This is a genomic window from Streptomyces spinoverrucosus (assembly GCF_006539505.1).
GTDB lineage: Bacteria > Actinomycetota > Actinomycetes > Streptomycetales > Streptomycetaceae > Streptomyces > Streptomyces spinoverrucosus.
This window is the reverse complement of sequence record NZ_BJND01000003.1, coordinates 1-20,900: the sequence shown is the minus strand read 5'-3', so window position 1 is coordinate 20,900 and position 20,900 is coordinate 1. Positions and strand designations below refer to the sequence as shown.

Here is a 20,900-nt window from a genome sequence, read left to right as displayed (position 1 = left end):
TACCGTTCCAGGATGACGGCGTGGGGTCTGTGGGGCGATCCGGGGCGGCGGCACACGTGCGTGCAGCGACCCGTCCCCGGTGCGCTACCTGAGCGCAGTTGCCGGAGTGGCTGCGGCCCTCGCCCGCGGTGCGGCCAGCCGCGTCTCTGGCGGCCCGTTGCCGCCATCAGCGGCCACCCATCGAAGCGGTCAGGAGGTTCCGCCATCCACCTTCCGCCGGTCCTGCTCGTCCCACGCGCGGGTGTCCCGCGGCTCGGTGTACGGCTCGGCCTCGGGGGGATGCCCGCCGGCGATGGCTCGCTGACGTGCGGTTTCCGCGTCGAACTCCAGGCCGAGGAGGATAGCCAGGTTGGTCACCCACAGCCAGATGAGGAAGACGATGACGCCCGCCATCGTGCCGTACGTCTTGTTGTACGAGGCGAAGTTGGCGACGTAGAAGGCGAAGCCCGCGGACGCGATCATCCAGACCAGCAGCGCCAGGAAGCTGCCCGGGGTGATCCACCGCCACCCCCTGACCTTGGCGTTCGGGCTGGCCCAGTAGAGGATCGCGATCATCAGCGTGACCAGCAGGACCAGCACCGGCCATTTGGCGATCGACCACGCCGTCAGTGCGGCGTCGCCCAGGCCCAGGATGTCCCCGGCCCGGCGAGCCAGACCGCCGGTGAAGACCACGATCACCGCACTGATCACGGCCAGCACCATCAGGACGACGGTCAGCCCGAGGCGCACCGGCAGGATCTTCCACATCGGCCGCCCCTCGGGGATGTCGTACACGGCGTTCGAGGTGCGCATGAACGCCGCCACATAGCCCGACGCCGACCACACGGCCAGCACCAGGCCGACGACGGCCATGATCGAGCCGATGCCCGCATTGTTCTGCAGTTGCTGCACGGCCTGAGTGATGATGTCCCGGCCGGCCCCGGGGGCGAACTGCTGGAGTTCGTCCAGCAGCCGGTCCGTGACGGACCTGCTGGTGACGCCCAGCAGCGACACGAGCACCAGCAGTGCCGGGAACAGCGACAGCACCGTGTAGTACGTCAGGGCCGCCGCCCGGTCGGTCAGCTCGTCGTCCTTGAACTCGCGCAGGCTCCCCTTCAGCACCGCGCCCCACGACCGCCTCGGCAGCTTCGTCGGCGAGTCGGGCGCGGCCCGTTCCACCTCCGGCCGGGGCCCGGCCTCCTCGGGCGCCGGATTCGCTCCGTCGCGGTGATCTCTGTGCCCTGGGAGATGCAGCTTCGCCATGACCGCCGAGTAACCCGAGTCCGCCGTCCTAAGAGTGCCCGGTCACGGCGGCGTGTGCGGACACGGCGGTGTCGTGGCTCTGGTCCGAACCACGACACCTGACGAAGCTGGGTCCGCGGCACCGGCTTCGTCTGCCCTCCAGGTACCCCTCCTCGCGCGCGGCTGAATCGCCCTTGTCGGCATCCGAACAACGATGCCGTGGGCATTCCCAGCGAGGCGGGCTCAGCGCTCCGGGACGGCCCTGGCGCGGATGGACTGGGCGACGTCGCGCAGCTTGACGTTGTGGGTCTGGGAGATGCGCCGCAGTACGTCGAAGGCCTCGTCCTCGCTCAGGTGGTGCCGCTCGCGCAGGATGCCCATGGCCTCGCCGATGGCGTGCCGGGTGTCCAGGGCGTGTTCGAGCTGGTCGACCGTGCGGGCGCTGGCCAGGGCCACGGCGGCGTGCGAGGCGAGCAGCCAGCCGGCCGTCTCCATCTCGGGCGTGAAGGCGCCGGGCCGGCCGGAGTAGAGGTTGAGCGCGCCGAAGTCGTCGTCCCGGGTGTAGAGCAGGAAGCCCATCATGCTGCCCACGCCCAGTTCGCGGGCGGCGGGCGCGAAGCGCGGCCACTCCGGCTGCGGCTTGGTCATGTCGGTGATCCGGAACAGCCGCTCGCCGTTGGTGCGACGGGCGGCGTCGAAACACGGGCCCTCACCCAGTTCACCCTGCAACCGGTCGGACTCCACGGCCATGTCCCCGCACGCGGACAGCGTCACCGCCCGGCCCTTGCGTACGGCCAGGATCCCGGCCGCGTCGCACCCGTCGAGCAACTCCACGCCCCGCTCGGCGATCGCGTCGAGCGTCTCCTGCGTGGAGCCCTGCGCCAGCAGATGCCGGGCGAGCTCGGCCATCTCTTCGGCAAACGCACGCCAGTCCATCCGTGTCCACCGTCCCGCTCGTCGTACCTTCGCGTCGGAAGGAACCCGAAGGCCGACCGCCGGGACCCACCCGCCGGACCCGGCCACTCACGCACCGGTCGGAGCATGACCGAGCACCGCCTCGGCTGCCCTGTCCGCAGCCTACCCCTGGATCGCGGGGCACACTTCGGCACGGATGATCATGACCTCGCCGACCTGCTGCCCACCCCGCTGTCGCCGGTTCCGAAGAAAGATCCCTTTTCGGCCCGGAAAGATCTCCCCGCACGGCTCTGGGAACCTTTGCCACGCCTGGCTACCCTCCGCCCATGATTTCCACGGTTGTGTGGGGTACGGGCAATGTCGGCCGCGCGGCGATCCGTGCCGTCGACGCGCATCCGTCGCTGGGCCTCGCGGCCGTGCTGGTCGCCGACCCCGCCAAGGTCGGCCGGGACGCGGGCGACCTGAGTGGACTGGGCCGTCGGCTGGGCGTGACGGCGACCGACGACGTCTCCGCCGTGCTCGCGACCGGCCCCCGCGCGGTCGTCTACGCGGCCTCGGGGGACGTACGACCCGACGAGGCCCTGCGGGACATCGGACGGGCGGTCCGGGCCGGGGCGGTCGTCGTCACCCCGTCCGTGTACGGGATGTACGACCACCGGGGCGCCCCGCCCGAGATCAGGGAACCGCTGCTGGAGGCCGTCGCGGCGGGCGGCGGGTCCCTGTTCGTCTCCGGCGTGGACCCCGGCTGGGCGAACGACACCCTGCCCCTGCTGATCACCGGCCTCGGCTCACGGATCGACGCGGTGCGCTGCCAGGAGATCTTCGACTACGCCACGTACGACCAGGAGGACTCGGTACGGCACCTGGTCGGCATGGGGCATCCGATGGACTACCAGCCGCCGATGCTCGTCGAGGGGGTGCCGACGATGGTGTGGGGCGGGCAGCTGCGGATGATGGCCCGAGGGCTGGGAGTGGAACTGGACGAGATTCGGGAGACCTTGGAGCGACGCCCCCTGGAGGCCACCGTCACCACGCCCACCATGGGCGAGTTCGCGGCCGGTACCCAGGGCGCCGTGCGCTTCGAAGTGCAGGGCCTCGTCGGCGGACGGCCCCGCATCGTCGTCGAGCACGTCACCCGCATCCACGGCTCCTGCGCCCCGGACTGGCCGCAGGCCCCTGACGGCGGGGCCGGAGCACACCGGGTCGTCATCGAGGGCCGCCCCCGTATCGAGGTCACCGTCGAGGCGAGCGACGAGGGCGGCAACCGGTCGGCGGGCGGCAACGCCACCGCCGCCGGCCGCCTGGTCAACGCCATCGACTGGCTCACCGAGGCCAAACCCGGCCTCTACGACGCGCTCGACGTCCCGCTGCGCCCCTCGGCCGGCCGACTCGGAAGGACCTGACCGGTGACCCTGCGTATCGACATCCCCGACGGAGCGGACCCCATCCCGTACGTGTGGGGCGAGATGGTCCCCCAGATCGGCGCGGCGGCGTCGAACTTCTCGCTGGCCGTGTACGCCCACACCACCCTGGGCCTGCGTGAGTTCGAGGCGGCGCGGCTGCGCATCGCGCAGATCAACGGCTGCGCCTTCTGCCTGGACTGGCGCACCGAACGCGACGGGAAGATGGTGGAGGACGACTTCCCGGAGTCGGTCACCGCCTGGCGCACCACGGACGCCTTCGACGAACGCACCCGCCTGGCCGCCGAGTACGCCGAGCGCTACGCCTTGGACCACCACGGCCTCGACGAGGACTTCTGGAGCCGGATGACGGCCCACTACAGCCAGGCGGAGATCGTGGAACTCACCATGAGCATCGGGTCCTGGCTGGCGTTCGGCCGGCTCAACCATGTGCTGGGGCTGGACAGCGTCTGTGTCCTGCCCCAGCGGTGAGGCGGTTCAGAAGTCCGCGGCGATGATCTTTTCGATGTTCCGTTCGGCGAGCGCCGTGATGGTGACGAAGGGGTTCACGCTCGTGTTGCCCGGAATGAGCGCCCCATCGATGACATAGAGGCCGGAATGGCCGTGCAGGCGGCCGTAGTTGTCCGTCGCCTTGTTCAGCACCGCGCCGCCCAGGGGATGGTAGGTGAGGTGGTCGCCCCAGATCTTGTACGCGCCGAAGAGATCGGTGCGGTAGATCGTGCCCTCTTTCGCGTTGATCCGGTCGAATATCGACTTGGCCATGGTGATGGACGGCTGTTTCCAGGACGTCTGCCAGTTGAGTTCGACCTTTCCGCTGGCCGGGTTCCACGAGAACTCCGCGCGGTGCGGATTCCTGGTGATCGACAGATAGAAGGAGGCGTACGTCTCGATTCCGGTGGGCAGCGGCGCGACTTCGGCGAAGGCGCCGCCCGCGGCCCAGTTGTCGATACCCGCGGTGGGAATCGCAGATTGCAGGGCGCCGGTGGGATCCCACATGTGGTTGGCCCGCCCGCACATGACATTGCCGTTGTCGCCCCAGCCCTTGCCGATCTCGCCGTTCAGCCCGGGCAGCGCGCCGTTCGCCTTCAGGCGGACCAGGAGTTTGCAGGTGCCGACGCTGCCGGCGGCGAAGAACACGCGGCCCGCGGTGACCGTCTTCGTGGCCGTGACGGCGCCGCCGGTGTCGAGTTGCTCCATGCCGACCGTGTAGCCACCGGAGGCCGCGGGAGCCACGGAGACGACCCTGTGCAGCGGCGAGACGGTGACCTTTCCGGTCGCCCGGGCCCGGGCGAGATAGGTCTGCTGGAGGGTCTTCTTGCCGTGGTTGTTGCCGTAAAGGATCTCGCCGGCCAGCGCCGATTTCGGGACCGTACCGGCGGCCTCCTGCTTCATGTAGTCCCAGTCGTAGACGTCCGGGACGAAGACGAAGGGGAACCCGGAACGCTGGGCGTGTTTGCGGCCCACGCGGGCGTACTGGTAGCACGCCGCCGTCTCGAACCAGGCCGGGTCGATGGTGCTGACGCCGAGTTCGGTGTTGGCGCGCGGGTAGTACACGTCGTACATCTCGTCGGCGTCGACGGACGGCAGCACGGCGCCGAAGTTCTCCCGCTGCGGCGTCACGGCCATGCCGCCGTTGACCAGTGATCCGCCGCCGACTCCGCGTCCCTGATAGACCGTGATCCCGCCCATTTCCTCGGCATCGAGAATCCCGGTGTAGCGGGGCACGTCCTTGTCGAGCGGATAGCCCAGGAAGTTGCTGATGGGTTGTTTGGTTCTGGTGCGCAGCCAGAAAGACCGATAGTCGGGGCTCGTGGTGTTGGCGAAGATCTTTCCGTCCGGACCCGGGGTGTCCCAGGCCATTCCCATTTCGGCCATGTGGACTTCGACGCCGGCCTGCGCGAGCCGGAGAGCGGCGACCGAGCCGCCGTATCCGGTGCCGATCACCAGGACCGGAATCCGCGCACCCGGTTCGATGACGGCGGTGTTCTGTTGCCGGGCCGCAAGGGTCGGAGAGTTGTGGCCGCCGATCACCGCCGCGCCTGCAATGAAACTCGTTCCAGCGATGAATCGGCGGCGGGAGATTCCGCTTAGTGGGCGTCTGTTCTGGAGGTCAGCGCTCATACGGCACTCCTCGTTTTCGAGTGAATCGAAACGGGTTCTACTGCCGTCGGCATACGAAGTCACGACATACCTATAGGTAACTTTTCGCGCCCCACCTCCCGACGCCTCGTCTTCCCTTGCGTCTTGACGGAAGGCTGGTCTGTACCTATGGTCACGGCCAGCGCGCGCGTTCAGTCATTCACCCGTCGTTCACATACAAGAACGGACCCCCCCATGGCCGACGCACCCGTTCGACCCCGCCGCAGGCTCCGCCGCTCACTCCTCGCCGCAACCACCGCCACCGCGGCCGCACTTGTGGCCACCGTGCTCGCCGGTCCCGGCGCGCCCCGCGCCGACGCCGCCCCCGCCACCTTCGTCCACCCCGGAGTGACCGTCTCCAAGAGCCAGTTGGACTTCACCCGGAGCAAGGTCAACGCCGGCGCCCAGCCCTGGAAGGGCGCCTTCGACCGGATGATGGCCAGCAAGTACGCCGACCTGAACCGCACCCCCAAGCCCCGTGCGGTCGTCGAGTGCGGCTCGTACTCCAACCCCAACTACGGCTGCACCGACGAGCGTGAGGACGCGATCGCCGCCTACACCCACGCCCTCGCCTGGTACATCACGCGCGACGACCGGCACGCCCGCAAGGCCATCGAGCTGATGGACGCCTGGTCGGCCGTGATCCGCGACCACACCAACAGCAACGCCCCGCTCCAGACCGGCTGGGCGGGCTCCTCCTGGCCCAAGGCCGCCGAGATCATCAAGTACACGTACACCGGCGGCTGGGCGAACTCCGGCCGCTTCGCCACCATGCTCCGCACCGTCTACCTCCCCGAGATCATCAACGGCTCGAACTCCAACGGAAACTGGGAGCTGTCGATGATGGAGGCCGCGATCGGCATCTCCGTCTTCCTGGAGGACAAGACCTCGTACGACAAGGCCATGGCGAAGTTCCGCACCCGCACCGCCGCCTATGTCTACCTCGCCTCCGACGGCGACCTGCCGAAGACGGTCCCGAGCCAGAACCTGAACACCCGGGAGAAGATCGTCAAGTACTGGCAGGGCCAGTCCACCTTCGTCACCGGCCTCACCCAGGAGACCTGCCGCGACCTCACCCACACCGGCTACGGCATCTCCGCCATCTCCCACGTCGCCGAGACCAGCCGCATCCAGGGCCAGGACCTCTACGGCACCGACGTCGGCGAACGGCTGCGGCACGCGCTCGGCTTCCAGGCCAAGTACGAGATGGGCGCGGCCGTCCCGAGCTGGCTGTGCGGCGGCTCCCTGCACCTGGGGCTCGGGCCGGTCACCGAGGTCGGCTACAACGCCCTGCACAACCGGCTCGGCCACGCCATGACCAACACCCAGGCACTGACCGAGCGCAACCGCCCGTCCGGCAGCAACAACCTGTTCGTGGCCTGGGAGACCCTCACGCATGGGGACAACCCCAACTGACCCGCCCCGACCCACCGTGGGGCGGGCGGACCACACCGGCCCGCCCGCCCCCTTGCGTGCACGTCAGGAAATGCGATGCACCCGCTGGGTCGTCAGCTCGTACCGCGCGCCCACGATGGCGAGATCACCGGACCTCACCTTGGCCGCGAGGTCGGGCTCGGCGGCGAGGCGGGACCGGACGAGCCGTATGTTGGCGTCGATGCTCGCGTCGACGCGGGCGGAGCCCTCCTTCGTGTGGTCGATGGCCGGGCTGATCTGGTCGGCCAGGTACTGGATGTGGGCCGGGAGTGGCTCCCCGGACTCCTCCGCCGCGACGGCGGCCCCCACGGCGCCGCAGGACTGGTGGCCGAGGACCAGGACCAGCGGTATGGCCAGTTCGAGGACCCCGTAGGCGACGCTGCCTAGCACCGCCTCGTCCAGGACCTCACCGGCGCTGCGCACCGTGAGCAGGTCACCGAGTCCCTGGTCGAAGACCAGCTCCGGAGGAACACGGGAGTCGACGCAGCTGAGGATCACCGCGAATGGATGCTGACCCGACGTCAGCGCCTGCCGGACGGCCGGTGTCTCGTCCGGGTGCCGCTCGCGGAAGGTGCGCCAGCGCCGATTGCCCGCCTCCAGTGCGCGCAGGGCCTGCGCGGGGGTGCTGGGGCGGTGGTGCGGCGCTGCGGTGACGGCGGACGCGGGGGAGGCGTCGAGGGCGAGGCCGGCACCGAGCGCCGCGGCGCCGGTCAGAGCGGCGCGCAGAAGGCCACGGCGGGCGGGCGCCGCCGTGGTTCTGAGAGGGGTGTCATCGAGGTTCACGGCCTGAACGTATGCCCGGGAGGGGCCCGCGGTGTTCACACTACTGAATCATGGACTGGCATGGTGAATTCATGGCCAGGGGTTGAGGTGCGCTTGGTGTGACCGAGGGGCATCCTTGGCCTTGCAGGCCTCCTCGACGCCGGGGCGCCGGCGCCGCGACGCCCGCGCGATCACAGGAGACACGGATGGACTACTACGACCTCGGCACCCACACCCGCCCGGTGACGACCACGTCCCCCGAAGCCCAGCTGTGGTTCGACCGCGGCCTGAACTGGACGTACGGCTTCCACCACGAGGAAGCCGTCTCCTGCTTCGAAGCCGCCGCGGCCGCCGACCCCGACTGCGCCATGGCCTACTGGGGCATCGCCTACGCCCTCGGCCCCAACTACAACAAACCCTGGGAGGCCTTCGACGCGCGGGAACTGGTCGACAGCGTCGACCGCACCCACGCCGCCGTGGAACGCGCCCACGAGAAGGCGGCCGGCGCCTCGCCCGTCGAACGCGCCCTGATCGAGGCCCTGCGCGCCCGCTACCCGCAGCCGAATGCCGTCGAGGACTGCTCGGTGTGGAACGAGCCCTACGCCGACCGCATGCGCGCGGTGTACGACCTCGCCCCCGACGACCTCGACATCGCCACCCTGTACGCCGACGCCCTGATGAACCTCACCCCCTGGCAGCTGTGGGACATCACCACCGGAGAGCCCGCCGAGGGCTCCCGCACCCTTGAGGCCAAGGACGTCCTGGAGCGCGCGATCGCCACCGAGGACGGGGCACGGCACCCCGGCGTGCTGCACATGTACATCCACCTGATGGAGATGTCCGCCACCCCCGAATCGGCCCTGACCGTCGCCGACCGGCTGCGCGGCCTGGTGCCGGACGCCGGGCACCTCCTGCACATGCCCTCGCACCTGGACGTGCTGTGCGGCGACTACCGGCGCGTGGTCTCGGGCAACAGCGACGCGATCGCCGCCGACGAGAAGTTCCTCGCCCAGTCCGGCGCGATGAACTTCTACACCCTGTACCGGTCGCACAACTACCACTTCAAGATCTACGGCGCGATGTTCCTCGGCCAGTCCAGGACCGCCCTGGAAACCGCCGCCCAGCTCGAAGAGACCATCACGGAGGAGCTGCTGCGGGTGCAGAGCCCGCCCATGGCCGACTGGCTGGAGGGCTTCCTGGCCATGCGGGTCCACGTCCTGATCCGCTTCGGCCGCTGGGCGGACATCCTGCACCTGCCCCTCCCCGAGGACGCGCAGCTCTACTGCGTGACCACCGCGATGCTCCACTACGCCCGCGGCGTCGCCCTCTCCGCGACCGGCCGGATCGACGAGGCCGAGGCCGAACGGCTGCTGTTCCGCGAGGCCGTCGCCCGGGTCCCGCCGTCCCGCACCCTGTTCAACAACACCTGCGTCGACATCCTCGCCGTCGCCTCGGAGATGCTCGACGGTGAGCTGGAGTACCGCAAGGGCAACCACACCGAGGCCTTCGCCGCGCTGGAACGGTCGATCGAACTCGACGACAGCCTGCCCTACGACGAGCCCTGGGGCTGGATGCAGCCCACCCGCCACGCCTACGGCGCCCTGCTCCTCGAACAGGGCCGGGTCGCCGAGGCCGAGGCGGTCTACCGGGCCGACCTCGGACTCGACGAAACACTGCCCCGCCCGTTGCAGCACCCCGGCAACGTCTGGTCCCTGCACGGCTTCCACGAATGCCTGATGCGGCTCGGCAAGACGGCGGAGGCCGGGATCGTGGCGCAGCAGCTGAAGATCGCCGCTGCCCTGGCGGACGTACCGATCGAGTCGTCCTGCTACTGCCGCATGGGGCGGCCCGCCGAGCCCGCGCGGTGACTCAGGCGATGGTGAGCCGGTACCGCAGCGGGGACCTCCCGGTGATCAGGACACGGATGCCGTCCGGCGTGAGGGAGCCGTTCATCCACGAGTAGCGTTCCCCCGCGTCGACGACCGGCGGCTGCTTGCCGCCCGCGCCATTGCCCGGCCCGAACACGATCCGGTCGTCGCCGACGGTGTACGCGGCCTCGCCGGTCACCAGCTGGTAGGTGTCGGCCTGCCCCGCCACGGGCGTGAGCCCGTCGCCGGTCAGCGAGCCGCCGCGCCGGAAGCACAGCTCCAGCGCGAGCGGCACCGCCGACTGCGACACGTCGAAGTCCAACTGCCAGCCGCCGCCCGGCACTTGCCGTACCAGCACCTCGGTGCGCAGGGTCCGCCACTCCTTGGGCCGGTGCGGGAAGTCCATCGCCGACCAGAACCGTCCGTCGTTGGAGAGCGGATAGTCGCCGTCGGCCCGTCGGTGCTGCGGCGGCAGCGGCTGGTGGAACGCCGCCCGCACCTCGGCGTGCAGCCGCCAGCCGCCGTCCACCCGCTGAAGCCCCTCGGCGCGGAAATGCCCCAGGGAGAAGAACTGCGGCGACAGCCGCAGCGAGTCCAGGATCGCCGCTCCCTTGCGCATCTTGAAGAAGGTCGGATTGGTCGACAGCCCCGAGGAAATCGCCTGCTTTTCGGGGAAGTCGGTGCCGCCGAAGATCGTCGCGGTGTCCGTGCCACGCCGCACCCGGACCAGCCGGCAGTCGGTGTCGTGATGCACGAACTCCTCGGGAAGCGGGGCCGCTTCGGGCAGCGGACGGGCCAGCTCCGGCCGGTCCAGCACCTCCGCCAGACGGTCGCCCAGCGGCGTCTCACCGAACGTCTGCTCCGTCCCGCGCTCGTGCAGCAGCGCGGCCACCGCGGCGAACCGCCCGTCGCCGTCGCGGATCGCCATCTCCCGGTACTGGAGCCAGAACTCCGGCAGAAAACGCAACGCCGTCTGGTCCTGGCGCCGCGAATGCACGCTCTCCACCTCGCCGTTCGGCTCGATGACGAAGAGGGTGGCCTTGAGGTTGGCCCGCACATGGCCGTACAGCTCGTTACGGCCGTAGTGGCGGGCCAGTGTCAGCAGCGCCGGGTTGGTGACGACGGCCGAGTAGGTGGGGCTGCGCTCGCTGTACTCGCCGCCCGGCAGCCGGTCGATGCCCTCCGCCAGCCAGGCGTCGATGCGCCGCGCGTACGCCGGGTCGGGCCAGCGGCCGTGGATCCGGGCGAGCGCCGAGCACACCAGCCAGCGGTGGTTGGCCGTGTGCACGCCCCCGTGGGCGAGCCCCGGCCCCGCCTTCCGCAGCACCCCGGCGACGGTCCGGCGCATGCCCTCGGTCGCCCGGTGCCCGTCCCGCTCCAGCAGGGCGTACGCCAGGTTCAGATCGACCACGGAGAAGGCGGTGTCCGGCGGCGAGTGCACGGCCCCCTGGTCGTACAGACCGTCGTCGTACTGCTCCGCCGCGAGCACATCGGCCAGCTCACCCAGCGGCCCGAGCAGATTGCGGGAATGGTGGTACGCCGAGTCCTCGTGGACGTAGACCGAGGTGAACGTCCGCAGCGCCCGGGCGGCGGCCCGCGCCCGGCCCCGGTCGCGCAGGTCGGTGACCGTTTCGCCGTACGTGGTGAGCAGCTCGGCGGCCCGCCGGTCGGCGGTCTCGGTCAGCAGGGACATGAAGGCGGCGTCCGTACGGGATCCGGCCGCGGCGGGCGCGCCACTGATCCCGGTGGCCGCGGCGGCCGTCGCGGTCGTGGAGAGGAAGGTTCTACGGGCGATCACGCGCTCTCCTGTCGTACGTCGACTGCGGTCAGAGCCAGGGCCAGCGGCCCCGGCGCGAGAAAGGCCAGCGGCAGCAGCATCCATGCGCACAGCACGGCCGCCGCGAGAGCCAGCAGGACCAGGCCGCTCCCACCCGGATCCCGTACGGCGTCCCGGGCCGCCTCGCGCACGGCCGCGGGCCAGTCGGTGAGCGAGGCCGGCCGGGCGCACGCCCGCAGCCCCACGACCGCCGCGCCCGCCCCGATCGCCCCCGCGAGCACGGCGAACAACCGCGCCCCCGGCAGCCCGGCCCCCGCCAGCGCCAGATCCGCGACCAGCAGCAGCACCCCGGCCAGGACCACCGCACCGGCGGCCAGATCCCCGCCGCGCAGCCGCTGTCGCAGCAGACCGAAGTACCGCCCGGCCGTGGCGGGCCGGTCCTCACGTACGCCGCGCAGCACGGCGCACGCCGTGGACAGCGCCGCCGGTGCGGTCACCAGCGGCAGACACACCACGGCGGTGGCGAGGCCCACGCTGAGCACGTCCGCGAACAGCGTCGTGCGAGGACCGAACAGCTCGCCCGGCTCCCGGGTGGTCCGCACGCTCACCCCTTGACCCCCGAACTGGCCATGCCCTCCACCAGGAACCGCTGGAAGGCGAGGAAGAACAGCACGATCGGCAGCAGCGCGATCACCGACATCGCGAACATCGGACCGAACGACGACTGGCTGGAGGCGTCCACGAACGCCCGCAGGGCCAGCGTCAGCGTGAACTTCTCCGGCGAGAAGAGATAGATCAGCTGGGTGAAGAAGTCGTTCCAGGTCCAGATGAAGGTGAAGATCGCCGTGGTGATCAGCGCGGGCCGGGTGAGTGGCAGGATGACCAGGAAGAAGCTGCGGAACGGGCCGCAGCCGTCGATCCGCGCCGCCTCCTCCAGCTCCCGCGGCAGGCCGCGCATGAACTGCACGATCAGGAAGACGAAGAACGCCTCCGTCGCCAGGAACTTGGGCAGGATCAGCGGCCAGTAGGTGTTCACCATGCCGAGCTGGTTGAAGATGATGTACTGCGGGATCAGCACCGCGTGGTGCGGCAGCATGATCGTGGCGATCATGAACGCGAACAGCGGGCCCCGGAAACGGAACCGCAGCCGCGCGAAGGCGTACGCGGCCAGCGAGCAGGACAGCACGTTGCCGACGACCGCGCCGCCCGCGATCAAGAGCGAGTTGCCGAGCAGCTGGGCCACGGAGACGTCGTTGACGCCGTCCAGAGCGGTGGAGTAGTTGGACCAATCCAGGCGGCTCGGCAGCAGGTTGAGGCTGGCGATCACTTCGTCGGCGGGCTTGAGCGAGGTCGCCAGCAGCCAGGCCAGCGGGTACAGCATCACCAGCAGGGCGGCCAGACAGCCTACGTGCAGAGCGATGCGCCGCCACGGAAAAGACGTGCGGACAGCGGGAGTTGCCGTAGTCATCGGTCCCCCTCGGAGGCGTAGAAGACCCAGGAGCGCGAGGTGCGGAACAGCACGGCGGTCACCGCGCCGATGACGATCAGCAGCACCCAGGCCATGGCGGAGGCGTAGCCCATGTGGGAGGCGACGAAGCCGCGGTCGTAGAGATAGAGCGTGTAGAAGAGGGTCGAGTCGGCCGGTCCGCCCTTGCCCGCGCTGACCGCGAAGGCCGGGGTGAAGACCTGGAAGGCCTGGATGGTCTGCAGGACGAGGTTGAAGAACAGCACCGGCGACAGCATGGGGATCGTGATGTGCGCGAACTGGCGCCAGCGGCTCGCCCCGTCGACGGCGGCAGCCTCGTACAACTCGCCCGGAATCTGCAGCAGTCCGGCGAGGAAGATGACCATCGGCGCACCGAACTGCCACACCGTCAGCAGCGCGACCGCGAACAGTGCCCAGCCCGGCTTGTTGACCCAGCCGCCGGTGCCGAACAGGTTGTCCACGGTGCCGCCGTCGTTGAAGATCGCCCGCCAGACCAGCGCGATCGACATCGAGGCGCCGAGCAGTGAGGGTGCGTAGAACGCCGAGCGGTAGAAGGCCCGGCCCCGGCGCATCGACTTCAGCGCGAGCGCCACGGCCAGGGCGAGCGCGAGTTGCAGCGGTACGGCGATGACGACATACGTCAGCGTCGCGACCACCGAGCGCCAGTAGCGGGGGTCCTCGGTGAACATCTGCGTGTAGTTGCGCAGGCCCACCCAGCTCGGCGGGTTGAACAGGTCGTAGTCGGTGAACGACAGATACAGCGAGACGGCCATCGGCAACAGCGTCAGCACGCACGCGCCGAGCACCCAGGGGGACAGGAACACCCAGGCGGCGCCCTCGCGCCGACGGCGTGCGGGCCTGCCCGGCACGGCAACACGCTTCGGGGGTGCGGCCGTCGGCACTTCCGTGGTGGTCATGACCTCAGCTCCGCCTTCGCCTCGGTGATGTAGTTCTCGGCCGCCTCGCGGGGCGACATCCGCTCGTACGACACCTGGTCGTAGTCCCGCTGGAAGGTCGTCTGCAGGGCGCTGTCCCCGGAGGGCGGCGCCTGCGGCGGATCGTTGAGCTTGCCCTCGACGGTGGCGTGGTAGTCGTTGATGACCTTGTCGAAGTCCTTGAGATCGGGGGCGATCTCCTCGCGCAGGGTCTCGTTGACCGGCATGCTGCGTGTCGCACCGAGGACGCGTGCGGCGCCGGGGTCGTTGAGCATGAAGTCGATCAGCCGGGCGGCCTCCTCGGGATGCCCGGTGTTGGCGGCGATGCCCATGAACATCGACGGCTTGAAGTACTGCCCGGGCGTTCCGTCCTCGCCGGACGGCATCGGCGCGAGCGTCACCCCCTCGCCGACCAGGGAGACGAAACCACTCGCGGGCGCGTCCCAGTTGATGTCCACGATCGCCTTGCCGCGGCCCAGCGGGGTGTTCTCCACGGTGCCGTCGAGCTGGGTGGTCTGCTCGGCGGGGGAGACCACGCCGTCCCGGCGGAGCCGGTCGGTGAAGGTCCACCAGCGCGTCAGGTCATCGGCGCTGAAACCGAGTTCGCCGTCCTTGGTGTAGAGGTCCTTGCCCTGGCCGCGCAGCCACACCTCGAAGGCGTCCTCGCTCTGACCGGGGTCGGTGGCCGCCGGCGCGCCGGTCTTCTCGGCCAGGGCCCGCATGGCGTCGGCCCACTCGCTCCACGTCCACGCCCCGCTCGGCAGGGGAACGCCGGTGGCCTTCCACTGCTCCGCGTCGTACACCACCGTCTCCGTGCCACGCCCCTGCGGGACGGCGTACTGCCTGCCGTCCAGCGCGCCGGTGGCGAGCAGGCCCGCGTCGATCTGATCCGTCCGCAGCACGGACTTCTGCCGGCCGAGGTCGTAGAGCACACCGCCGGACGCGTACTGGTCGATCATGCGGTAGTCGAGCTGCATCACATCGGGGGCGTCGCCGCCGGCGGCCTGCGTGGCCAGCTTCTGCTTGTAGGTGTCGTAGCCGGAGAACGACGACTGCACCTCGATGCCCGGGTACTTCTTCTCGAAGAGCCCGATCGCCTCCTCGGTCCTGGCCGCCCGGTCCGGATTGCCCCACCAGGTGTAGCGCAGCACAACCTTGCCGCCGCTGCCGCCCGACTCGGTCCCACCCGAGCAGCCGGACAGCACCGCGCACAGTGCGAGCACGACCGCCGTGACACAGGACCTCCTCGTCCTGTTTCCGGGCATGCGGGTCACCCCTCTCCAGACTCTAGAAAGCGCTTGCGCCCTTCTGGGACCCTAGGGACGTCCGGATGTCACGACAAGACCCGTGCACCGCATTATCGGAACGAAAGGCTCCGCATGACCTTGGACTCCGCGCCCCGACGCCGCTGTGCCGTGGTGGGCCTCGGCGCCCGCGCCCGGCTCTACACCCAGGCCCTCACCGGCCCGCACGCCGACCGGGCCGAACTCGTGGCGTTCTGCGACGTCAACGCGCACCGCATGGCCGTGCACAACGAATGGATCGCGCCCGCCGGGCCGGTCCCGGCGTACCGGGCCGAGGACTTCGACGAGATGCTGCGCCGCGAGCGGGTCGACCTCGTGGTGGTGTGCACGGTGGACCGCACACACGACGAGTACATCGTGCGCGCTCTGGAGGCGGGCTGCGACGTCGTGACCGAGAAACCGATGACGACGGACGCCGACCGCGCCCGCCGCATCCTGGACGCCCGGCGGCGCACCGGCCGCTCGGTGCGGGTGGCCTTCAACTACCGCTACAACCCCGTGCATTCGGCCGTACGGCAACTCCTCGCGCGCGGCGAGATAGGCGAGGTCGGCTCCGTGCACTTCGAGTGGCTCCTCGACCTGCGGCACGGCGCCGACTACTTCCGCCGCTGGCACCGCGACAAGGCCAACTCCGGCGGCCTCCTCGTCCACAAGTCCACCCACCACTTCGACCTCGTCAACTGGTGGCTCGACGCAAGCCCCGACACGGTCTTCGCCCAGGGCGGGCTCTTCTTCTACGGCGATGAAGCCGGCCGGCGCCGCGGCCTCGCCCGCGACTACACCCGCGCCCACGGCTCCCCGGCGGCCGAGGGTGACCCCTTCGCCCTGCGCCTCGCCGACGAGCCGCTGCTCAAGTCCCTCTACCTGGACGCCGAGTCGGAGGACGGCTACCACCGCGACCAGAACGTCTTCGCGCCGGGCGTGACCATCGAGGACGACATGGCGGTCCTCGTCCGCTACGACTCCGGCGCGACCCTGACGTATCACCTCACCGCCTACGCGCCGTGGGAGGGCTACCGGATCGCCTTCAACGGCAGCGAGGGCCGCCTCGAACTCCTCGTCGAGGAGACGACCTGGTCCCGCCCCGGCATCCAGACGGCCCTGCACGGCGCCGAGACCGACGAGGACGCCGGGCGCACCGAGTTGCTGCTGCGGCGGTTCTGGGAACGGCCGCGGGAGATCGAGGTGCCGGTGGGGGAGGGCGGGCATGGGGGAGGGGATGTCCGGATGCTGGGCGATCTGTTCGGGGCGGGGGGTGCCGACCCGCTGGGGCGGGCGGCTGACGCGACGGCGGGGGCGCGGTCGTTGGTGACGGGGCTGGCGGCGAATGAGTCGTTGGGGGCGGGGTGGGTGGTTGGGGTGGGGGAGCTGTTGGAGGTCTGACGGGGAGTGGTGGGGTGGTGCGGTGCGGTGAGCCTCCGCCAACTTGAAGTCGCAGCTCAAGTGCTGGTGTGACAATCTTCCGGGGCTGAGCGAAGCGTCACAACGAGATCGCGCGGTAGCTCAGCGCCGCATCGGTGACCGTCTCGGCGGGAGCGTCCTGCAACTCGGCCGGAGGGTGGAAGATCAGGTCAGCTGCCCGCGGATGGGGCACGTTGACTTCAAAAAGCCGCAGGTAGAAGCGGGCCTCGGGGTCGTTGGCCAGGATTCTACGGACAATTTCGACGAGTTCGTCGCGCGTGATGTCGGGCACCTTGGGCCATGCCGGCCGGGCGGCTTCCCGGGTGAAGTCCTCCAGGCTGCGCCATCCGTAGTACTCGGCGAAGTCGAGGATCGTGTATTCGTGCCCGGTCTTCTGGTTGAAGGCGGCGACGGCGTCGTCCGCGGGGCCCCCGCGAGCAATCAGGTCTGAGATCCGCTCGATCTCACTGCAGATCTCATCAAGTTGCTCTTGGTCCACGGGCGGCGGACGCAACTCCGAGCGTAGGTCCATGCCCCGCATTATGCGTGGATGGTCAGATCTCGTGTGTCCGAGAGACGGGAGCAGGGTGGGATGTTGCCCAGGGCCTGGCCGGGATCCCGATCTCTCGAGGCAGGGCCGCCGCAGCGGCGACGCGGGCAAGACCACAGGTTGGTCCCCGCTGGAGCCGACCTGCGGCCTCAACGTGTCCCCGGAGCGCTTCCTCCAATTCGTCGTCTATCCCCACCGCCAGGACGCCGACCCGACCTCGTGGAGCCACGCCGTCCCCGTCGGCCGCTGGATGCACATCGCCGTCGTCAACGACGGCCGCCGCACGGTGATGTACGTGGATGGCTCGAAGATCCCGCAACCCCTCCCAGCCGTCGACCGGCATCGCCACCCTCGCCAAGCCCTTCATCCTCGGCGCCACACCGTTCGACGAGCGTTTCGGCCAGGGTTTCTACGGCTGGCTGGGCGACACCCGCATCGTCGACCGGCCACTGTCCCGGAAGGAGTTCCTCGCACCCGTCGACTAGGCAGGGGCGTTGAATCATCCGGTCGTCGGGCGCCCGTGCTGTGCCGGTGTTCTGACGCCGAGGACGTCGAGCATGGCTCGGGTCGCGGGGCTGGGATTGAAACGGCTCCACGCCAGATACTCGACCCGGCGCGGGCCGTCGACCACTGGGACCAGGGCCAGTTCCGGAGAGTCGGCGGCCAGCGGGCGGATGTACGCCGACGGCATCAGCGCGATGCCCAGCCCCCGCGCGATCAGCCGGGTCATCAGCTCCACGACGGCCCCCTCGTACGCGACGTCGCGGACCAGACCGGCCGCGGTGAACGCCTGGTCGGACTGGGCCCGCGCGGGTGTTCCGGCCGCGAAGTCCACGAAGGTCTCCCCGGCGATCTCCTCCAGCGTGACCCGGGCCGCGCCCGCGAGCCGGTGCCCGGCCGGCACCACCAGCACATGCCGGTCGTGATCGAGGACGACGCTCTCCACCCCGGACGGCTGCTCGCCCTCCGGCAGGCCGAGGAAGGCGATGTCCAGGTCACCCTCGCGGATCGCCATGACCAGGTCGTCGCTGCGTCCAGAACGCAGGGCCACGCTCACCTGCGGGTGCTGGGCGCGGTACCGCTGGAGCAGCTCGGGCACGTCGACGGCGGCCGCGGTCACGATCACACCGACGGCGAGCCGCCCGCGTACCACGCCGGTCGCCGCGGCGGCGTCGGCGGCCGCGCGGTCGGCGGCGGCCAGGCACTCGCGGGCCCCGGCGACGAACGCCGCTCCGGCACTGGTCAGTTCGACGCGACGGCTGGACCGGGCGAAGAGCCGCACCCCCAGCTCGCGTTCCAGACCGGCGATCCGGTGGCTGAGCGAGGACTGCACGACCGAGCAGCGCTCGGCGGCGCGGGTGAAGTTGCGGGTTTCGGCGAGGGCGACGACGTAGCGCATCTGCTGCAGATCCACCCTTCCATCGTCATCATTCATGGCTGCCATGACAAGTATGCTTTGGACTCATGGCCCGGGAAGCCGAGACTTCCTCGCATGGAGACTCTGACCGAGCGGTCACCGGCCTCGCCGCGGACCGCGTCCGCGCAGCAGGTGGCGACCGTCGCGCTGACCGCCCTCGCCCCGGCGGCTTGGGGCACCACGTACGCCGTGACCACGGAACTGCTCCCGCCCGGGCATCCGCTGTTCGCCGGTCTGATGCGCGCCCTGCCCGCCGGGCTGGTCGGGCTGGCGCTCACCCGCGTGCTCCCGCGCGGGGACTGGCGGTGGAAGGCCGCCGTCCTCGGCGTGCTCAACATCGGCGCGCTGTTCCCCCTGCTTTTCCTGGCGGCCGAACGCCTCCCCGGCGGAGTCGCCGCCACCCTCAGCGCCACCCAGCCACTGCTGGTCGCCGGGCTGGCCATCGCGGTGCTCCACGACCGGCCGACGGCCTGGCGGTGGACCTGGGGTGTGCTCGGCGTGCTCGGGGTCGGACTCGTCGTGCTCGGACCGCAGGCGCGGCTGGACGCCGTCGGGGTCCTCGCGGGCCTGGGCGGTACGGCCGCGATGGCGGGCGGAGTCGTCCTCACCAAACGCTGGGGGCGCCCCACGGGGGTGGGTGCCCTGACCTTGGCGGGCTGGCAACTGACGGCCGGTGGCCTGCTGTTGCTCCCGCTCGCCCTCGCGATCGAAGGGGTACCGCAGCGGATCGACGCCGCGGCGGTCGGCGGCTACCTGTGGCTCGGCAGCATGGGCGGGCTGATCGCGTACACGCTGTGGTTCCGCGGGATCGGGCGGCTGCCGGTCGGCGCGTCCGCACCGCTGGTCCTGCTGTCCCCGCTGGTCGCGACGGTCGTAGGCATCGGGCTGGGCGAGTCGCTGAGCCTGCCGCAGTCCTGCGGATTCGTCCTGGCGCTGGCGGCGTTGCTCGCCGCGCAGTTCAACGCCCCGATCCTGCGCGGCCATATAGCGCGCCGTGGGCCCGTGGGAGACCACATCCAACAGGAGCGGACGCGATGACCACAGGTTCGATGACGACAGGTTCGGTGACGACAGGTTCGATGACGACAGGTTCGATGAGGACGGGTTTGATGAGCACAGGTTTCATGGACACCGGTTTGACGACGACCCGCAGGACAATCGCCGTGCTCGGTGCCACCGGCATGGTGGGCAGCCGGGTGATCGACGAGGCCGGTGCGCGCGGGCACCGGGTGCTCGCCCTGTCCCGGAAGCCCGCGAGCGACGACCCGAACGTGACGCCCGTCGCGGTCGACGCGAACGACCCGCACGCCCTGCGCGAGGCGCTGGCAGGCTCCGCGGCCCACGGTGCCGTCCCGGACGCCGTCGTGGTGACCGTCCGGACCATTCCGGCCGACCAGGAGTTCCTGGTCGGCGCGACCCGTACCGTGCTGGACATCGCCGCCCGGCACGGGATACGCGTCCTCGTCGTCGGCGGCGCCGGTGCCCTGCGCAGCCCCGGCGACCGGGATCTGCTCGTCGCCGACAACCCCATGTACGTGCCCGCCGAGTACCGGCCCGTCGCCGTCGCCGGGGTCGCCCAGCTGCGGGCCTGCCGGGCCCACACCGGCGCGGACTGGGTGTACCTGAGCCCTCCGGCCCTGCTCGAACCCGATGCACGCACCGGCCGCTACCGGCGCGGCACCGACACCCTGCTCACCACCGCTGACGGCCGGTCGTGGATCAGCGTCGAGAACCTGGCCGTCGCCGTGCTCGACGAACTCGAGAACCCCGGCCGCGAACGGCACTTCACGGTCGTCCACTCGTCCTGTCGCGAGGGGTGGTGAACAGGTAGCGATCGACGGGACTTGAGCGCGTTCTGGCACGTATGAGTGAGCGTCCGGGCTGCGACCGGCACACTCCCGCGGTGGGGAACGAGAGTTCTTGCATCGAATGCGTGACCTTGGCCGGTGGTGGTCGTTGGGTGTGGTGGCGGGCTTCTCGATGCGGGACCGGGGGTGAATGGGATGGGTGGACTGCGCGAGGTGGCGGCGCCGCTCGTGGTGCCCGGCCCCTCGGGGGTGGCGATCCGTACCCGGCTCAAGCACTTGACCGCCGGGGACGAGAAAGTTCTTCGCCTGGTCGGCGATCTGCTCGGCACGCTCGCCTCGCGTGACCTGAAGGCGCGGTGCGCGGCCGGGCTGGAGCACGACGGTGAGCAGTGGGCGCAGCGTAAGCGTGTCCTGACCGAGGAGTCCTCCTCGCGCTGGGCCGGCAGCATCACGAAGGCCACC

The 20,900-nt window shown here is 70.3% G+C and carries 19 protein-coding genes and 1 pseudogene; 9 read left to right on the top strand and 11 right to left on the bottom strand.

Annotation, left to right across the window (positions count from 1 at the left end):
- Nucleotides 1-189 precede the first annotated feature (189 nt).
- Nucleotides 190-1,242 carry a YihY/virulence factor BrkB family protein gene (locus SSP24_RS00580; protein ID WP_141306538.1) on the bottom strand — a complete coding sequence of 351 codons (1,053 nt, stop codon included), beginning with the start codon at nt 1,240-1,242 and terminating at the stop codon, nt 190-192.
- Nucleotides 1,243-1,464: 222 nt separating this feature from the next.
- Nucleotides 1,465-2,157, bottom strand: coding sequence for a GAF and ANTAR domain-containing protein (locus tag SSP24_RS00575; RefSeq protein WP_141306537.1), 693 nt, complete (start codon nt 2,155-2,157; stop codon nt 1,465-1,467).
- Between the two features lie 305 nt (nt 2,158-2,462).
- Here SSP24_RS00575 and SSP24_RS00570 point away from each other — a divergent pair, with 305 nt between their 5' ends.
- Nucleotides 2,463-3,539 carry an NAD(P)H-dependent amine dehydrogenase family protein gene (locus SSP24_RS00570; protein WP_141306536.1) on the top strand — a complete coding sequence of 359 codons (1,077 nt, stop codon included), beginning with the start codon at nt 2,463-2,465 and terminating at the stop codon, nt 3,537-3,539.
- 63 nt (nt 3,540-3,602) lie between these two features.
- Complete coding sequence (locus tag SSP24_RS00565; RefSeq protein WP_373306647.1) at nt 3,603-4,028, top strand: carboxymuconolactone decarboxylase family protein; 426 nt, start codon at nt 3,603-3,605, stop codon at nt 4,026-4,028.
- Between the two features lie 6 nt (nt 4,029-4,034).
- Here the strand turns inward: SSP24_RS00565 and SSP24_RS00560 are convergent, their stop codons facing one another.
- The gene (locus SSP24_RS00560; protein ID WP_141306535.1) at nt 4,035-5,678 is read right to left on the bottom strand and encodes a GMC oxidoreductase; all 1,644 of its coding nucleotides are present in this window, start codon (nt 5,676-5,678) and stop codon (nt 4,035-4,037) included.
- A gap of 213 nt (nt 5,679-5,891) precedes the next feature.
- Between SSP24_RS00560 and SSP24_RS00555 the strand changes: the two genes are divergently transcribed.
- On the top strand, nt 5,892-7,112 hold the full coding sequence (locus SSP24_RS00555) for an alginate lyase family protein (RefSeq protein WP_141306534.1): 1,221 nt from the start codon (nt 5,892-5,894) through the stop codon (nt 7,110-7,112).
- Between the two features lie 63 nt (nt 7,113-7,175).
- On the opposite strand, the gene SSP24_RS00550 is transcribed toward SSP24_RS00555, so the two are convergent.
- Entirely contained in the window at nt 7,176-7,913 is a 738-nt protein-coding gene (locus tag SSP24_RS00550; protein ID WP_141306533.1) for a carbonic anhydrase, read from the bottom strand.
- A 185-nt stretch (nt 7,914-8,098) separates the two neighbouring features.
- Between SSP24_RS00550 and SSP24_RS00545 the strand changes: the two genes are divergently transcribed.
- Nucleotides 8,099-9,760 (top strand): tetratricopeptide repeat protein, encoded by a 1,662-nt coding sequence (locus SSP24_RS00545; protein WP_141306532.1) that lies wholly within the window; start codon nt 8,099-8,101, stop codon nt 9,758-9,760.
- Between the two features lies 1 nt (nt 9,761).
- Here SSP24_RS00545 and SSP24_RS00540 read toward each other — a convergent pair whose 3' ends face one another.
- Genes SSP24_RS00540 through SSP24_RS00520 form a run of 5 tightly spaced genes read right to left on the bottom strand, consistent with a single transcriptional unit; the run spans nt 9,762 to nt 15,223 of the window.
- Nucleotides 9,762-11,558 carry a hypothetical protein gene (locus tag SSP24_RS00540; RefSeq protein WP_229864810.1) on the bottom strand — a complete coding sequence of 599 codons (1,797 nt, stop codon included), beginning with the start codon at nt 11,556-11,558 and terminating at the stop codon, nt 9,762-9,764.
- A complete protein-coding gene (locus tag SSP24_RS00535) occupies nt 11,555-12,145 on the bottom strand; it encodes a hypothetical protein (RefSeq protein ID WP_141306531.1) in 591 nt (196 codons plus the stop codon). The genes SSP24_RS00540 and SSP24_RS00535 overlap by 4 nt, the downstream gene beginning before the upstream one ends.
- Nucleotides 12,142-13,005 (bottom strand): carbohydrate ABC transporter permease, encoded by an 864-nt coding sequence (locus tag SSP24_RS00530; protein WP_141306530.1) that lies wholly within the window; start codon nt 13,003-13,005, stop codon nt 12,142-12,144. Before SSP24_RS00530 ends, SSP24_RS00535 begins: the two co-directional genes overlap by 4 nt.
- Nucleotides 13,002-13,940: a carbohydrate ABC transporter permease gene (locus SSP24_RS00525; protein ID WP_141306529.1), complete on the bottom strand. Its 939-nt coding sequence runs from the start codon at nt 13,938-13,940 to the stop codon at nt 13,002-13,004. The genes SSP24_RS00530 and SSP24_RS00525 overlap by 4 nt, the downstream gene beginning before the upstream one ends.
- Complete coding sequence (locus SSP24_RS00520; protein WP_141306528.1) at nt 13,937-15,223, bottom strand: ABC transporter substrate-binding protein; 1,287 nt, start codon at nt 15,221-15,223, stop codon at nt 13,937-13,939. The genes SSP24_RS00525 and SSP24_RS00520 overlap by 4 nt, the downstream gene beginning before the upstream one ends.
- A gap of 114 nt (nt 15,224-15,337) precedes the next feature.
- On the opposite strand from SSP24_RS00520, the gene SSP24_RS00515 reads away from it, so the two are divergent.
- A complete protein-coding gene (locus SSP24_RS00515; protein ID WP_141306527.1) occupies nt 15,338-16,645 on the top strand; it encodes a Gfo/Idh/MocA family protein in 1,308 nt (435 codons plus the stop codon).
- Between the two features lie 97 nt (nt 16,646-16,742).
- On the opposite strand, the gene SSP24_RS00510 is transcribed toward SSP24_RS00515, so the two are convergent.
- Nucleotides 16,743-17,195, bottom strand: coding sequence for a bacteriocin immunity protein (locus SSP24_RS00510; protein WP_229864811.1), 453 nt, complete (start codon nt 17,193-17,195; stop codon nt 16,743-16,745).
- Between the two features lie 317 nt (nt 17,196-17,512).
- Here SSP24_RS00510 and SSP24_RS43725 point away from each other — a divergent pair, with 317 nt between their 5' ends.
- Nucleotides 17,513-17,698: a hypothetical protein gene (locus SSP24_RS43725; protein WP_229864812.1), complete on the top strand. Its 186-nt coding sequence runs from the start codon at nt 17,513-17,515 to the stop codon at nt 17,696-17,698.
- Nucleotides 17,699-17,712: 14 nt separating this feature from the next.
- Here the strand turns inward: SSP24_RS43725 and SSP24_RS00500 are convergent, their stop codons facing one another.
- Nucleotides 17,713-18,627: a LysR family transcriptional regulator gene (locus tag SSP24_RS00500; RefSeq protein ID WP_141306525.1), complete on the bottom strand. Its 915-nt coding sequence runs from the start codon at nt 18,625-18,627 to the stop codon at nt 17,713-17,715.
- A gap of 78 nt (nt 18,628-18,705) precedes the next feature.
- On the opposite strand from SSP24_RS00500, the gene SSP24_RS00495 reads away from it, so the two are divergent.
- The 3 genes and pseudogenes from SSP24_RS00495 to SSP24_RS00485 form a co-directional block, all read left to right on the top strand.
- Nucleotides 18,706-19,668 carry an EamA family transporter gene (locus SSP24_RS00495; protein ID WP_141306524.1) on the top strand — a complete coding sequence of 321 codons (963 nt, stop codon included), beginning with the start codon at nt 18,706-18,708 and terminating at the stop codon, nt 19,666-19,668.
- A 71-nt stretch (nt 19,669-19,739) separates the two neighbouring features.
- A complete protein-coding gene (locus SSP24_RS00490) occupies nt 19,740-20,453 on the top strand; it encodes an NAD(P)-dependent oxidoreductase (RefSeq protein WP_229864813.1) in 714 nt (237 codons plus the stop codon).
- A 180-nt stretch (nt 20,454-20,633) separates the two neighbouring features.
- A pseudogene (locus tag SSP24_RS00485) lies at nt 20,634-20,900 on the top strand (hypothetical protein); the annotation flags it as partial.

Coding starts and splice junctions, on each gene's coding strand:
- SSP24_RS00580 (WP_141306538.1), bottom strand. CDS start 1,242: ATGGCGAAGCTGCATCTCCCAGGGCACAGAGATCACCGCGACGGAGCG.
- SSP24_RS00575 (WP_141306537.1), bottom strand. CDS start 2,157: ATGGACTGGCGTGCGTTTGCCGAAGAGATGGCCGAGCTCGCCCGGCAT.
- SSP24_RS00570 (WP_141306536.1), top strand. CDS start 2,463: ATGATTTCCACGGTTGTGTGGGGTACGGGCAATGTCGGCCGCGCGGCG.
- SSP24_RS00565 (WP_373306647.1), top strand. CDS start 3,603: ATGGTCCCCCAGATCGGCGCGGCGGCGTCGAACTTCTCGCTGGCCGTG.
- SSP24_RS00560 (WP_141306535.1), bottom strand. CDS start 5,678: ATGAGCGCTGACCTCCAGAACAGACGCCCACTAAGCGGAATCTCCCGC.
- SSP24_RS00555 (WP_141306534.1), top strand. CDS start 5,892: ATGGCCGACGCACCCGTTCGACCCCGCCGCAGGCTCCGCCGCTCACTC.
- SSP24_RS00545 (WP_141306532.1), top strand. CDS start 8,099: ATGGACTACTACGACCTCGGCACCCACACCCGCCCGGTGACGACCACG.
- SSP24_RS00530 (WP_141306530.1), bottom strand. CDS start 13,005: ATGACTACGGCAACTCCCGCTGTCCGCACGTCTTTTCCGTGGCGGCGC.
- SSP24_RS00525 (WP_141306529.1), bottom strand. CDS start 13,940: ATGACCACCACGGAAGTGCCGACGGCCGCACCCCCGAAGCGTGTTGCC.
- SSP24_RS00520 (WP_141306528.1), bottom strand. CDS start 15,223: ATGCCCGGAAACAGGACGAGGAGGTCCTGTGTCACGGCGGTCGTGCTC.
- SSP24_RS00515 (WP_141306527.1), top strand. CDS start 15,338: ATGACCTTGGACTCCGCGCCCCGACGCCGCTGTGCCGTGGTGGGCCTC.
- SSP24_RS00510 (WP_229864811.1), bottom strand. CDS start 17,195: ATGGACCTACGCTCGGAGTTGCGTCCGCCGCCCGTGGACCAAGAGCAA.
- SSP24_RS43725 (WP_229864812.1), top strand. CDS start 17,513: ATGGCTCGAAGATCCCGCAACCCCTCCCAGCCGTCGACCGGCATCGCC.
- SSP24_RS00495 (WP_141306524.1), top strand. CDS start 18,706: ATGGAGACTCTGACCGAGCGGTCACCGGCCTCGCCGCGGACCGCGTCC.
- SSP24_RS00490 (WP_229864813.1), top strand. CDS start 19,740: ATGAGCACAGGTTTCATGGACACCGGTTTGACGACGACCCGCAGGACA.